Here is a 14,231-nt window from a genome sequence, read left to right on the forward strand (position 1 = left end):
TCTGGACTGCTTCCCTTCAATGAACCTAAATAAAAGAGGAGAAAGATTTCTTGCCTCTTTCTCCCCTTTACCTAGTTGTTTACATATTATCGTTACTATAACCGCTTTCCCGTGCTTCCTGCTCATCTTGCATTTCTTCCTTCATTCCATCAATGCTCTTTCTTCTTCGTTCATTTTTAGCCTGAATTGCCTGTTTTTCCTCCCCTGAAGAGAATGATAACGTTTCATTTGCTGCGATAATGTTCTCTTCCGTATTTTCTATTGCATCTTGAATTTTTTCAACATTATCCAAACGATTATCCGGATTGTGCTTATTTGTGCCCATTAATTTCACCTCATGTTTTTTTATTTACATAATATTATTACGATTACTTTATTAAGCCTTGATTACTCGCCTTTAGTTTGAATGACCTGAGGATGTTTCCCGGATTTGTCCTGCATTTTCTTACCGTTATTCCCACCTGCTGCTATTGGTTGTGTCCCTAGATGGCTCGGTCTAAAGTGTTTGGAATCTTTTTTTGGATTACCCATTTTATCGCCTCCTTCTCTTATCCTTCTCTTATCATGGATAAAAAAGAGGAAATTCATGAATGCCAGTTTTTGAAAAAGCCATAAAAAAAGAGCCAGCACCTAGAAGGGACCTTCATGGCACTGGCTCTTTTTAAGCATAAACCTATTCAGCCTTTTGCATATGTTTTTTTTCAAGACGTTCCTCAAGTCTTTCCATTTGCTTAACGTCCATCAATAATTCCCTTTTATTTTCTTTAATTAATTCTTCAAATGTCCTTTTTCTTTTTTTCATACTTTTCACCTACTTATTTTTAATATAATTTTCAGTATTGCCAAATTAACGTAAAATTATGACTATATGGTTTACATCCCTTTAATTGTCATAATTATCAGATTTTTAACCTGATTAAAATTCCATTTATCCGCTCTCTATACTTTAACCCTTTTTTCATGAACATTAACCATAATTTTTTAAATTTTTTGATTTTTTCATTAAAGTTTGACAACTTTGTTAACAAATAATAAAACAGAACTTCATAAGGGTTCAGTCAGAATGTAGACTAACCTCGATGAAAATCGAGGTTGTCTACAGTTTTTTTGGTTTGTACAATGTACGTTGATTTCCTCTCCAGGCACTCGCTTTCCGCGGGCGGTCCTGGAGCCTCCTCGGCGCCTTTGCGCCTGCGGGTCTCCCCTGGACTCGCTTTTCCCGCAGGAGTCTCGTACCTTCCGTTCCAATCAACTTTGTTTTAACTTTAGATAGAACCCTTTTGCCTAAAGTCTTCACTGCCTTAAAATAGAATTAATAAAACTTGAGGTGATGAGGATACTTTCTAAACATGATTCTATTCAGCGAGATCGAACTGGAAATGATTACTTTATACTGGTGCCACGTAAAATGGAGGCTGCCATTGACAAAAGGGTTCGGAATTTTTTAATTCCGCCCCCCTCTTGTCTACAAACTGAAACGGAACCTTTATAGGTTCCGTTTCAGTTTGTAATTTTCCGTCCGACTGCCTCCAAGTCTCCTAGCCCCATGCATCTAGCCGGGTTTGGTCACCGAGTTTCGCTAATTCCTTCAATACTATTGGAACTTCATAAAGTTCCCCTACTGCATACTATTTATATTTCGTTCCATATCTTTTAATTGCATGGCTGAAATTACCTTATTCCTGATGATGCCTTGTTTGTCGATGAAGTACGTTGTCGGTATGCTAAGAATCTTGTAGCGCTCATTCACTGGATTTTTGGCACTTTGACTGTCCAGCGGTATGGTAAAAGTAATTCCATTATCCTCTACAAATGCTTGTACATCATTTTCAGGGTCAATATTGACGGCAAGTACGACGACATCATCACCCGCTTGCTGTGTATATTTCTCCATATCCGGCATTTCCTTCTTGCAAGGCGGACACCAGGTTGCCCAAAAATTCAGCATTACCTTTTTGCCCTTATAATCCGATAATTCAACTTGTTTCCCATCCAAAGTTTTCAGGGAGAAATTCGGTGCTTTAGCTCCAATTTTCAATCCGCCCAAAGCATCTTTTTCGTTATTTTCCTTTGAGTCATTATCCATCGCCTGCACAATCGCTACAGTAATAAGTGATAGTAAGGCCACCGAAGCAATAATTTTTTTAAACATACTCGTCCCCCTAGTCCCATTACAATAAAAATATTAGTCCATTTCCAGAAATAGAACAACTTCCCTATTCCATCTTAACAATAAAAGGACCTCCGGAAAAGTGCAATTCCTTTAAATCATAACATGATATCACATTGTTTCATAAACTTGACACAAAAAAAGCGGTAAACCTGATAAGTAGGTTTACCGCTTCCTAAAAGCTGAAATTAGCCTTTTAATTTATTACGTAATACCATTTGAAGGATACCACCGTGACGGTAGTAGTCGATTTCAATTTCGGAATCGAAACGAACAAGTACATCAAATTCTTTTACGTTTCCAGCTTCATCAGTAGCTGTAACTGTTACGATATCACGTGGTTTAACTGTTTCGTCGATTTTAACTGCAATCGCTTCTTTACCAGTCAATCCTAGTGTTTCAGCGTTTTCGCCTTCTTTGAATTGAAGAGGAAGAACACCCATTAACGCAAGGTTAGAACGGTGAATACGTTCGAAGCTTTCAGCGATAACTGTTTTGATGCCAAGAAGGTTAGTACCTTTTGCAGCCCAGTCACGAGAGCTTCCCATACCATAGTCTTTACCAGCAATTACAGCAAGACCTGTTCCATCAGCTTTGTATTTCATACAAGCATCATAGATAGCCATTACGTCGCCAGTTGGCCAGTAAGTAGTGAAACCACCTTCTGTACCTGGAGCAACTTGGTTACGGATACGAATGTTAGCGAATGTTCCGCGCATCATTGCTTCATGATTACCACGACGAGAACCGTAAGAGTTAAAGTCACGTGGTTTCACTCCGTTTTCACGAAGGTAAATACCAGCTGGTGTATCTTTACCGATTGCACCTGCAGGTGAAATGTGGTCAGTTGTTACTGAGTCACCGAATTTACCTACTACGCGCAAGCCGGAAAGCGGGTTAACGGAACCTGGTTCTGGTGATAATCCTTCAAAGAATGGAGGATTTTGAATGTATGTTGATTTAGAATCGAAAGCATAAATCGCTTCGTTGCTTGTTTGGATTTCATTCCAACGTTTGTTATCGTTGAATACTGTTTCGTATTCTTTACGGAATAATTCCGGTGTAACTGTTGCTTTAACAGCAGCGTTAACTTCTTCTTGTGATGGCCAGATATCAGCAAGATATACATCGTTACCATCTTTGTCTTTACCAAGAGAATCATTGTTAAGATCGAAGTCCACAGTTCCAGCAAGAGCATAAGCTACAACCAAAGTAGGTGAAGCAAGATAGTTTGCTTTTACAAGTGGGTGAATACGACCTTCAAAGTTACGGTTACCAGAAAGTACTGAAGTTACTAATAGATCTGCTTCAGCAACAGCTGCTTCGATTTCATCAGCCAATGGACCTGAGTTACCGATACATGTTGTACAGCCGTAACCAACTACGTTGAATCCTAATTGATCAAGGTATGGTTGAAGACCTGCATCACGAAGGTAACCAGTAACAACTTTAGAACCTGGTGCCAATGATGTTTTTACATAATCCGGAACAGTCAAGCCTTTTTCAACTGCTTTTTTAGCAATAAGACCTGCCCCAAGCATTACGTATGGGTTAGAAGTATTTGTACAGCTTGTGATTGCAGCAATTGCGATCGCACCTGTTTTCATTACCGTTTCTTTACCATCGGCAAATTTAACAGTTACTTCTTTATCCAATTCAGAATTGTCCATGCCGAAACCTTGGTTACCCATAGGTGCATTGATAGCATCATGGAAAGATTGTTTCATTTGAGAAAGTGGAATCAAATCTTGCGGGCGTTTAGGGCCTGAAAGGTTTGGTTCAATTGCTGAAAGGTCGATTTCCACAACATCATTGTATGCTGGATCTTCGTTTTCAGGAGAGTAGAACAATCCATTTTCTTTGCAGTAAGATTCAACCACTTTAATTTGTTTTTCATCACGGCCTGTTAAACGCATGTAATCGATCGCTTCTGCATCGACAGGGAAGAAACCAACTGTAGCACCATATTCAGGAGCCATGTTAGCGATTGTTGCACGGTCAGCAAGTGGAAGGTATCCTACTCCAGGACCGTAGAACTCAACAAACTTACCAACTACGCCGTGTGCACGAAGAACTTGAGTCACTTTCAATGCAAGGTCAGTAGCTGTTGTTCCTTTAGGAAGTTGACCAGTCAGTTTTACACCGACTACTTTAGGTACCGGGAAGTATGAAGGCTGTCCAAGCATGCCTGCTTCTGCTTCGATACCGCCGACGCCCCAACCAAGAACACCAATACCGTTGATCATTGTAGTATGAGAATCTGTACCGAATACAGAGTCAGGGAATACTTCAAAATCGCCGTTTGGAGTTTCAACTGCATGCACTACGTTCGCAAGGTACTCAAGGTTAACTTGGTGAACGATACCAGTTGCTGGTGGAACCGCACGGTAGTTATTGAATGATTTTTGAGCCCAGCTTAGGAACTGGTAACGCTCTGCATTACGTTCGAATTCAAGATCCATATTGGCATCAAGGGAATCGATTGTACCTGCTTTATCAACTTGTACAGAGTGGTCAATTACAAGGTCAACTGGAATTTCCGGGTTGATTTTGTCAGGATCTCCACCAAGTGCAGCGAATGCATTACGTAGAGAAGCTAAATCAACAACAACTGGAACACCAGTGAAATCTTGTAGGATAACACGAGATGGTTTGAAAGGAACATCTATATCTTGTTGCTCGCTTGTTCCCCATTTAGCAAGGTTCGCAACATGTTCTTTTGTGATTACTCTTCCGTCTACTTGGCGAAGTACCGCTTCAAGTAACACTTTAATGGAATATGGAAGGCGAGATACTTGGCCGTCCCCTGCTTTTTCAATAGCGTCTAGGCTGTAGTAGTTGTAGCGTTTCCCTTCAATTTCAAAGGACTTACGCGCTTGGTATACGTCATTTTTCGTCATGAATATTACCCCCTATTAAACTGTCAGAACGTATTCTGCACATAAAAGTAAAACCTGGTTCACTGAAACCATGTTTACTATAAATATAAGTAAAAAAGTTAGTTTGTCGAATTTTCTCTCTCTTCTCCCACCCTAACTCTTCCTTCAACTTAATACTAATATAGAAATGAGTATAAGTAAATAACAAGAAAGTTATTGTTTTTGATAAGTTTCTCTTATAGAAAAAAATCCCCCACATATTAAAGTGCATTTAGGAAGCGATGCTGATATGAGTTTTATTGAAAATACCCTTATTTATGGGCTGATAAATTATTCCAACAAAACATATTAGTACTTCATACATAATCATTCGACATTATCGCATTCTATGGGTGGAGGTGTCGAAATGACAAAACAAAAGGCAAATCATGTTATACCGGGTATGAATGCTGCAAAAGCGCAAGGTAATGGGGCTGGATACAATGATGAATTGGGAAATGAACCGCCATTATCGGAAATGCAAAGGCAAAACAATAAAAAAAGAAAGAAAAACCAATGATTTCCCTCATTTCTAGGCTTTAAACAGGATAGGCTTTTTGAAATGGCAGTTGTACTGCATTTTTCAAAAAGCCTATTCCATTCTAAAATCAGGAAACGCAAAAGTAAAACGCACAAAAGACGATAGAACCTGTCACTCAATAGTCCTCAGAATTCACCTCATTGACGATTGACTGAATATCCTGTTCGAATTTCCTCAATTGTTCTTTCTGATGTTCGGAAGCGGTGACTAAAGCTGATTGTATTTGCTGATAGGCCTCGTTCACTTCCTGCTTCACATGTTTCAATTCCGTTCCGTAATTCGGTGCGTTCTTCTCAATGGATGAGTATACATCAAATACTTGCTGATAACTTTGCTGGGCTTCCTGGAAAGCCCTTCGCTTATCTTGTTTATCCTGCATTTGGTTCAGCTCCTTAAATATAGTGTCCATCAATAGCATGTACGAGGTTTGCAAATATATGTATGTGAATAAAATTTCACGGACTGATTATCTTAAGAGATAGGAGGGATCGAACATGAACAAAAACGATGGTAAAGATATTCGAAAAAATGCTCCTAAAGGAAATAATTCAGGTCAACCTGCACCGTTAAGCGGTTCTCATAAGGTGAAAAACAGGCAGCATTCCCGTCAGAAGCATAATAGCAGTCATGATATGTAAGCTGCTTAAATAATCGTTCCATAACGAAGCGGTGCCGCCCCAAAAGGCAGACACCGCTTTCGTTTTATATTTGTGCAGCAAATAAATCACATGGAAAATGTTCGATACCTTCCTATTATAAGGGCGTCTTTTTTGGGCACTCTTTCACGTTTAAACGTGAATTTCAAGTCCTTGCCAATCCATTTCAGCCAAAATAACGATGATATAACGTTTTTGCCTCTGCAATATCTTTTGTTCCATGAATCAACGCCCGTCCGTCTTTAAACACGACTAACCGATGGGTTCCAATGGTAAATGAAAGTAAATAAGGATTCCTGACGATCTTACCACCTTGTGCGATAAGATTATTTTCAAGTTCCGCTAAGTCTCTTTCAACCTTCATTGCCGGACGGATTTGGACAGAATCCCTTCCGCATAAAACGGCTGTCTTTGTTCGATTTGAATAAGAGAGGTGTGGATACGTTCGATTTGACCCGCAGGACAAACAAGTATCTTTTTTTAATTGCGCTACATTTATGGATGAATGTTCATTTTTCCAAAGATCAAATGAAACGATTTTGTTTCTTAGCGATGCATGATCTTCGACAAGGATTTTTAAAGCTTCCGCCATTTGATGAGCAACGACCGTTTGAACGGCAGGGCTGATGATTCCCGCCGTATCACATGTCAGACCTCCCATCGGAACCGTTTCCAGCAAACAATTCAAACATGGGGTCGCCTCCGGAATCACCGTGTAACTTATCCCATAACTTCCTACACAGGCACCGTAAATCCACGGTATTTTATATTTTTGCGCAGTATCGTTGATAAGCATCCTGGTGTCGAAATTATCAGTGGCATCCAATATTAAATCCACGCCTTCAACCAGCTTCGCCAATTCATCAACCGAAACATCCGCAACAAATGAATTTACGATAACGTCCGAATTTAGCGCTTGCAAACGATTCTTCGCTGCCACTGCTTTCGGTATTCTTTTTTGTGCATCTTCTTCACAATAAAGCTGTTGTCTTTGAAGGTTGCTCCACTCTACATAATCCCTGTCCACAATGGTGAGTTTCCCAATTCCGGCTCGTACAAGACCTTCCGCAGTTCCCGTACCGAGAGCACCCGCTCCAATCACCAAAACGTGCTTTTTGCGAATTTTCATTTGCCCTTCTGCTCCAATTGGACCAAAAAGTTCTTGACGTGAATAACGCTCATTCATCCAATGCTCAATCCTTCAACTGGGCTGCTTGCTATCGCGTAATCATTTTTTTCGATTCTTCCTGCTTCATACCCCAATCGACCTGCCTCAATGGCAAGTTTCATTGCTTTCGCCATTTTGACGGGGTCTTTTGCTCCCGAAACAGCAGTGTTAAGCAATACGCCATCCGCTCCTAATTCCATGGCGATAACCGCATCGGAGGGAGTTCCAATCCCTGCATCAACAATTACCGGAACCTCAGATTGTTCCATGATGAAGCGTAAGTTCAGTGGGTTTATAATGCCCTGACCAGAGCCAATTGGTGAAGCTCCAGGCATGATTGCATGGCACCCCACTTCTTCCAGGCGTTTAGCGAGCAACACATCATCCGAAGTATAAGGTAATACGGTGAATCCGAGTTTCACTAATTCTTCAGCAGCTTTCAATGTTTCAATCGGATCAGGCAGCAAAGTTTTTTGACAGCCAATGACTTCTACCTTAATCATGTCACATAAGCCAGATGCCTTTGCTAGATGGGCTATGCGCACTGCTTCCTTGGCTGTTTTAGCTCCTGCTGTATTGGGAAGGAGTGTGTACTTTTTCAAATCAAGCTTTTCTAAAAAATTGGGCTGGCTGGCTTCAAAAATGTTCATTCTCCGGACCGCAAATGTTAATATTTCCGTCCCCGAAACCTCCACTGATTGCTTTTGAACATCGAAATTTGGATATTTTCCAGTACCTAATAGTAATCTTGAAGAAAATTCATACGAACCAATCTTTAACATAATCATCCGCCTCCTACAAAATGTACAATCTCTACCTTGTCTCCATTTGACAAAAGTGTTTCACTTAAACTCTCTTTTGCTAATATTTCATCATTCAATTCAACAATCACTACTTTTTGATGTAAATTAAAGTGTTGCAAAAGCCCTGTAACTGTTGATTCATCGGCAGGAATCCGTATTTTTTCGCCGTTAATGACCAATTCCAATTCATCCACCTCCATTAAGAAAAAAGGGTCTGTATCGAACGATCCAATCGAAAAGCGGACCATTCGGGATTTGTCTTCCCTTCTAAAATATCCGCTATAAGTACACCTGTAATTGGAGAAAGCAGGATGCCATTCCTGTAGTGCCCCGTTGCAATGAAAAGTCCTTTGCATGCCGGATGTTCACCAAAGTACGGCAAGCCGTCCCCAGTTTGTGGGCGTATACCTGCCCAGGTCTTTTCCAATTCGGTCCCTTTAATCGCCGGAAGCAATTGCGTTGCTCTTTCTATTAAAGTAGAAATCCCGTCAAGACTTACCTTTTGATCGAAAGTGCCCGCCTTAACCGTTGCCCCGACAATGATTCTTCCGCCTACTTTGGGCACAAGATAGCAGCCATGCGAGAAGACCGTTTTTTCAAGCAATGGACGTTCGGTCAGGACGGAAAAGCACTCTCCCTTTACAGGATAACTGTCTAGTTTCATCCCTGATTTTTCAAGGAGGAAAGCACTCCAAGCCCCACCTGCCACGATGACATTTTCACATGAAAATGCACCTATGTTCGTCACCACTCCCGTTACACTTCCGTTTTCAGTAACTAAGTCGGAGACATGAACAAATTCCTTTATATCTACACCAAGGGCAGCGGCAGATTCAGTAAAAGCGAGCGACAGCCTAGTGGCTGAAACTTGTCCATCCTTAGGAATGAACATGGCTCCTTTAATCTCATCCGAAAGAAGCGGTTCCGTTTTCCTTATTTCGGCAGTCGATAGCCATTCAGCCTCAAGTCCCGCATCTTGCTGGCCTCTAATCATGTTCTTCAACTCGGCTACCTGATTATTCGTTAGCGCCACCTTGAACATGCCCTTGTTCACTAATTCGATGTCTATTCCACTTATATCTTTTAATTCTTCCGCCAGTGCAGGAAACATCCCCCTGCTTCGGCTTGCCAATGTAAAAAGCGGGTTATCAGCATCCAACTCGGCTTGTGCCCCTAACATCCCGGCTGCAGCACTGGATGCTTTGCTGGCAAGTCTATCTTTTTCCAATAAAAGGACCTTTTTACCTCGTTTGGCTAATTGAAAAGCAATGGATCCACCTATTACTCCTCCCCCAACAATGATTGCATCATATATGGAATTCATCTTATGTCTCCTTTCCCAAAGACTTCGAATATTCTTTAACGGCTTCAATCGGATTTTCAGCTTCAAGAACCCCTGACATGACCGCAATTCCACGTGCCCCCGCATCCAGCACGATTTGGCAATTGAAAGGTGTTATTCCGCCTATCGCAATTATCGGAAGATTGACATTTCTTGAGATTGCATGAAGCTCCTCAACTCCCCTAGGAGGAAGGCCGATTTTTGAATCCGTTTCAAAAACATGTCCATATATCGCGTAATCGGCCCCTTTGCTGAATGCGGCATTCGCTTCATCCATGGAATGGATCGAACAGCCAACATTCATCCCTGGAAAAGCTCCTTTTACAACTCCCGCATCTAAACTATGAAAAGCCAATTGCACACCAAATACTTTGTGTACCCAAGCTACATCCACCCGATCATTAATGATGATCTTAGAAAGCGGGATCTTATTATCATGTAGCAGGGTCACTGCTCGATAAAGTTCCGATGCACTCATATGCTTTTCCCTTAGATAAAAGAAATCAACATGTTCCTGAATGTTTGAAGCGATTTCCACAAACTTTTCAATTGGCTGTTTCCCAGTAGAAATAATATGCAATTCATGTGCATTCATACTAAGGACTCCTAACAAGTAAAGTTACAATCTCATAAAATCAAATAGAAACTAACGGGAATTGAATCGACAGATAAAAGCCGGCCAACAACAGGATGATAAAATACAAAATGAAACCATGGTCCTTTTTTGAAAACCCAAACTCATAATAGAATGTTCGTTCTCGTGTGTCTGTAAATCGCTTTGCTTCCATCGCAACCGCGATTCGGTGAGCACGTCTTATGCTTCCGGATAACAACGGGATGGAATAGGCTTTCATTTTAAAATATAACGCTTTTATCCCTTTTCCCCTTTCGAAGCCGCGTACCTTCATCGCATTTCGTATCGTTTGGAACTCCTCCATCATGATGGGAATCAGCCTTAATGCCGCCATGAAACTATAGGCATATTTCGGTTTAAGCTTAACTTGCTGCATTAACGAATAAAACAAGTTCACTGGCCTCGTAGTTAAGGAAAAAGTTAAGCCAAGGACCGCAAAGAACAAAGCTCGAAAGCCTACCAGTAATCCCCTCATGAAACTTTCTTCAGTAATCGATATAAGGCCCCACTCAAACCAAAGCGTCTCACCTTGCCCGAATAATATCATTGCAGAAGAGGTGGAGATAAAAATGAAACAAAAGGGAATCGACAAAAGTAAGATGCGTTTTATCGAATGCCCGGTAAAAAACAAAAACAAAAGTAATACGCCAATGGTGATATTCATCATATAATTCAGGTCATGAATGAATAACGCCACGATGCATAACACAATCAGTACACCAAGTTTAAGGCTTGGATTAATTCTATGGAGCCATGTTTCTGCATTTGAATCATTCATCTACATGACACTCCTTTTAACTTTGGTCTCCACAAATCCTGATTGCACAATGTTTTCATCACTTATTAAGTTTCCATCCTTAACCGTCCAGATCCTGGTTGCAAAGTTTTTTGAAATATGATCATCATGAGTTACCATGATCACTGTTATTCCACGCCTTCGATATTCCTCAAACCATTCCAGTAATGCAAAGGTATTTTTCGAATCTTGGCCAAAGGTTGGCTCATCCAGGAGAATGATTTTTTTGTCTATTACGATTGAGGCGGCTACGCTTAAGCGACGCTTTTGACCCATTGATAATTGAAACGGGTGTTTATCCCGATGTGCCTCCAGGCGGAACACTTTAAGCAATGAGCGGACTCTCTCATCTATTTCTTGTTGCGGCCTTTTATCAATTCGCAATGAATAAGCAATCTCTTCATATACAGTATTTGCAACGAACTGAAACTCAGGATTTTGAAAGACAAACGTCATATGATCCGTTGGATTTTTCACCTTTTTAATCGGTGTTCCCAATAATTCATACTTACCATTCGTTTTTATGAACTGCATCAGTGCATGCAAAAGTGTACTCTTCCCCGCGCCATTTTCACCCCTGATTACAATCCATTCACCTGAATGGACCTTCAGCTCGTCAACCTTGATTTTTTCCTCTTTATTCCGAAAACCGCTAAAGCCTTGCACATTCATAAGAGGTGAATCATCTGTAAATGGGTGTTCCCGAGTCGGTGCATAATTCTGTATATATTCACCCCAAACACCTGGGAACCAAATTCCATATTCCTTCATTTCATTTTTATATAGTGAAAGAATGGTGTCTCTTGGACCATCAGCTATGATTTGACCATCATCGTTAAAAAGCACGATTCGTTCGATGAATTCTAAAACATGGTCAATTTTATGCTCGACGATAATAACCGTTTTGTCTCGTCCGACTTCCTTCAGCAATTCCCAGATTTCTTTCGTTCCTTCCGGATCAAGCATGGCGGTTGGCTCATCTAAAAATATCACTTCTGGTTCAAGGGCCAATACTGAAGCGATTGCCAGACGCTGTTTCATCCCGCCTGATAATGTTTCAATACTTGTATGGCCCAGGTTCAATCCTACTTTACGGAAATGATTTTGAATCTTCTCTTTCATTTCTTCTTTAGGGACGGAAAGATTCTCAAGGACGAAGGCAATTTCCTCATCGGCAAATGGCATGCAAAACTGACTATCAGGATCTTGAAAAACATACCCCCACGAAGAAGGGCATTTCAATTTTTCCGCTTTCATCGGTACTTCGATGGAATTCGGAATCAATCCGCTTAACACTTGTAAAAGGGTCGACTTACCACAACCTGATGGCCCCAACAATAGCACTTTTTCTCCTTGATCAAACGTTAATGATAGGTCCTTGAATATCAAAGATTCATCACCGGGATATTTCATTCTTAACTTTTCAACAGAAACGATTGGTTCCATGGCCCTCAACCTCTACTTTTGATCCAGTTCTGCATAATCTTTATTTGAAACCGGACGCACAAGATTTGTTACTCCTGTTGCTTCCAGGACTTTAACTAGATAATAAGCGGTCACACCTGCAAAGAATATGGAACCCACAAACCTCGCTATCATGAATAACGATAGATTCCAAGTTGAAAGCGCACCTATTTCCCCGTATGCAAAATCCATAATAACTGATGCCAGGCAGGAAGCTATCGCAGCTAAAACGGCCACCGGCATATTGAATTTTTTATATTTGAAAGCCATGAACACCAGTTCCGCGAACAAACCTTGTACCACCCCATATAACAGTACGGTCAGCCCCCATGGTGAACCAAGGAAGAACTCCCCGGAAGCTGCAGCTATCTCCGCCAAAAGTGCCACACCCGGTTTCCGTAAAATTAAGAAGGCGACGGGGCCAGCTATAAACCACATTCCATAAATAAGTTGATCCAGATGTAATCCTAACGGTTTAACGGAATAATAAATCGAACCCCAAAGGATATAAACGATTCCAAATGCTACCGCAATCACGATCGTGACCAATATGTCCGTTAATTTCAAACCTTTTTTCATTGTTTCATTCCCCTTTATACTTCTAGTGTTTCCTTATGCACAGGCCATGTCTCTAAACGATAAGCCATTTCCCAAAATGAGTATTCATATTGGCTGCTGAGGATAAAATGCTCTTTCATTCTTTCCTTATCTTCGTCTGTCACTTTTTCAGCAATCTCATCAAGCCTCGCAATTTGTTCTTCCACCAAAGTGCGGAACCACTCCCCTCCGTAAGCCGCTATCCATTCTTGATAAATCGGCTCCTCCGGCATGCACCCTTGCAGCTTTTCACCTATTTCATAATAAAGCCAGTAACACGGCAAGATAGCTGCAATAACATCTCCTAAATGTCCCGAATAAGCCGCACGATACATATGGGAAGTATAAGCATAAGCGGTCGGGGCTGGTTTGAAATTATCCCGTTCTTCTTTTGTGATCCCTAATCTCTCAGAAAAATTCTCATGAAGCTTCAACTCCGCTTCATATGTTCCTTGTGCATGGCCGGCAAGCCTGCTTGTTGTATGTAAATCAGTAGCTTTAACTGCCCCTAAAGCTTGAACCCTAGCAAAATGAGATAAATAATAGGAATCTTGCATAACATAGAAACGGAAACACTCCAATGGCAATGTGCCATCTCCTATTCCTGCAACAAACGGGTGATTAAAGCTAGCTTCCCAAATGTGATCCACTTCCTGACGAATTTCCTCTGAAAACTTCATGACCATTACCTCCAAATTATATTTTTTGAATGAATGTTACGGAAAAAAACTTTTATCACCCCTTTTTTTTGCAAACAAAAAACCACTTTCTTAAACGTAAAGAAAGTGGTTGTACTTGAAATAATACAGAAACGTATTGTTCCAGACCCCACTTCCCTACGCTGGTATAAACCAGATCAGGTTCTAAGGGTCTTAAAGTCATACTTTAATCTCAGCTTCTGCGGTAAAAATCAACTTTCACCTTTAAAGCACCCCTAGTGGTACAAATTGTATATTAAATTTCATTTGCCTTTATATTAACACGATAAATCCAATTGTCAAACGTATTAGAAAAAGTTTTCAACTTAATGATTTAGGGTTACTAACCTATCAATCTTGCATATACACCATTTACCCGGCAGTTTAACGGCACTTTAATCAATGGGTTTCATTACGTAATTTCCTCAGAATTCTACTGTTTTA

General features: G+C 40.7%; 17 protein-coding genes and 1 riboswitch. Of the genes, 2 read left to right on the forward strand and 15 right to left on the reverse strand.

Going from position 1 to position 14,231, the window contains the following annotated elements; genetic code table 11:
- Positions 1-79: 79 nt before the first annotated feature.
- From tlp to acnA, 5 genes are all read right to left on the reverse strand, one after another.
- On the reverse strand, positions 80-325 hold the full coding sequence (gene tlp / locus LQ188_RS06990; protein ID WP_230176396.1) for a small acid-soluble spore protein Tlp: 246 nt from the start codon (positions 323-325) through the stop codon (positions 80-82).
- Between the two features lie 62 nt (positions 326-387).
- Positions 388-531, reverse strand: a complete 144-nt coding sequence (locus LQ188_RS06995; protein ID WP_057275900.1) for an acid-soluble spore protein N — start codon at positions 529-531, stop codon at positions 388-390.
- A gap of 142 nt (positions 532-673) precedes the next feature.
- The gene (locus LQ188_RS07000; RefSeq protein ID WP_072272906.1) at positions 674-802 is read right to left on the reverse strand and encodes an FbpB family small basic protein; all 129 of its coding nucleotides are present in this window, start codon (positions 800-802) and stop codon (positions 674-676) included.
- Between the two features lie 816 nt (positions 803-1,618).
- Positions 1,619-2,152: a TlpA disulfide reductase family protein gene (locus tag LQ188_RS07005; RefSeq protein WP_230176397.1), complete on the reverse strand. Its 534-nt coding sequence runs from the start codon at positions 2,150-2,152 to the stop codon at positions 1,619-1,621.
- 206 nt (positions 2,153-2,358) lie between these two features.
- Positions 2,359-5,070 carry an aconitate hydratase AcnA gene (gene acnA / locus LQ188_RS07010; protein ID WP_101221896.1) on the reverse strand — a complete coding sequence of 904 codons (2,712 nt, stop codon included), beginning with the start codon at positions 5,068-5,070 and terminating at the stop codon, positions 2,359-2,361.
- A 385-nt stretch (positions 5,071-5,455) separates the two neighbouring features.
- Here acnA and sspO point away from each other — a divergent pair, with 385 nt between their 5' ends.
- Positions 5,456-5,608 (forward strand): small acid-soluble spore protein O, encoded by a 153-nt coding sequence (gene sspO / locus LQ188_RS07015; protein ID WP_034312428.1) that lies wholly within the window; start codon positions 5,456-5,458, stop codon positions 5,606-5,608.
- Positions 5,609-5,744: 136 nt separating this feature from the next.
- On the opposite strand, the gene LQ188_RS07020 is transcribed toward sspO, so the two are convergent.
- Positions 5,745-6,008 (reverse strand): hypothetical protein, encoded by a 264-nt coding sequence (locus LQ188_RS07020; RefSeq protein ID WP_137018480.1) that lies wholly within the window; start codon positions 6,006-6,008, stop codon positions 5,745-5,747.
- A gap of 115 nt (positions 6,009-6,123) precedes the next feature.
- On the opposite strand from LQ188_RS07020, the gene LQ188_RS07025 reads away from it, so the two are divergent.
- Positions 6,124-6,267, forward strand: a complete 144-nt coding sequence (locus LQ188_RS07025) for a small acid-soluble spore protein P (protein ID WP_230176398.1) — start codon at positions 6,124-6,126, stop codon at positions 6,265-6,267.
- A 184-nt stretch (positions 6,268-6,451) separates the two neighbouring features.
- Here the strand turns inward: LQ188_RS07025 and LQ188_RS07030 are convergent, their stop codons facing one another.
- Genes LQ188_RS07030 through tenA form a run of 9 tightly spaced genes read right to left on the reverse strand, consistent with a single transcriptional unit; the run spans position 6,452 to position 13,769 of the window.
- Complete coding sequence (locus LQ188_RS07030) at positions 6,452-7,471, reverse strand: thiazole biosynthesis adenylyltransferase ThiF (RefSeq protein ID WP_230176399.1); 1,020 nt, start codon at positions 7,469-7,471, stop codon at positions 6,452-6,454.
- A complete protein-coding gene (locus LQ188_RS07035) occupies positions 7,468-8,235 on the reverse strand; it encodes a thiazole synthase (protein WP_101221893.1) in 768 nt (255 codons plus the stop codon). The genes LQ188_RS07030 and LQ188_RS07035 overlap by 4 nt, the downstream gene beginning before the upstream one ends.
- A gap of 2 nt (positions 8,236-8,237) precedes the next feature.
- Positions 8,238-8,441, reverse strand: a complete 204-nt coding sequence (gene thiS, locus LQ188_RS07040) for a sulfur carrier protein ThiS (RefSeq protein WP_101221892.1) — start codon at positions 8,439-8,441, stop codon at positions 8,238-8,240.
- A 14-nt stretch (positions 8,442-8,455) separates the two neighbouring features.
- On the reverse strand, positions 8,456-9,580 hold the full coding sequence (gene thiO / locus LQ188_RS07045) for a glycine oxidase ThiO (protein WP_230176400.1): 1,125 nt from the start codon (positions 9,578-9,580) through the stop codon (positions 8,456-8,458).
- 1 nt (position 9,581) lies between these two features.
- Positions 9,582-10,193: a thiazole tautomerase TenI gene (tenI, locus tag LQ188_RS07050; RefSeq protein ID WP_230176401.1), complete on the reverse strand. Its 612-nt coding sequence runs from the start codon at positions 10,191-10,193 to the stop codon at positions 9,582-9,584.
- Positions 10,194-10,233: 40 nt separating this feature from the next.
- Positions 10,234-11,010: an energy-coupling factor transporter transmembrane component T gene (locus LQ188_RS07055; RefSeq protein WP_230176402.1), complete on the reverse strand. Its 777-nt coding sequence runs from the start codon at positions 11,008-11,010 to the stop codon at positions 10,234-10,236.
- Positions 11,011-12,474 (reverse strand): ABC transporter ATP-binding protein, encoded by a 1,464-nt coding sequence (locus LQ188_RS07060; protein WP_230176403.1) that lies wholly within the window; start codon positions 12,472-12,474, stop codon positions 11,011-11,013. It lies immediately after the preceding gene.
- 12 nt (positions 12,475-12,486) lie between these two features.
- Positions 12,487-13,071, reverse strand: a complete 585-nt coding sequence (locus tag LQ188_RS07065; RefSeq protein WP_230176404.1) for an ECF transporter S component — start codon at positions 13,069-13,071, stop codon at positions 12,487-12,489.
- Between the two features lie 14 nt (positions 13,072-13,085).
- On the reverse strand, positions 13,086-13,769 hold the full coding sequence (gene tenA / locus LQ188_RS07070) for a thiaminase II (RefSeq protein ID WP_101221886.1): 684 nt from the start codon (positions 13,767-13,769) through the stop codon (positions 13,086-13,088).
- Between the two features lie 136 nt (positions 13,770-13,905).
- A riboswitch (TPP riboswitch) is annotated at positions 13,906-14,035 on the reverse strand.
- Positions 14,036-14,231: the final 196 nt, after the last annotated feature.

This window comes from Peribacillus sp. Bi134, assembly GCF_918698065.1.
Lineage (GTDB): Bacteria > Bacillota > Bacilli > Bacillales > DSM-1321 > Peribacillus.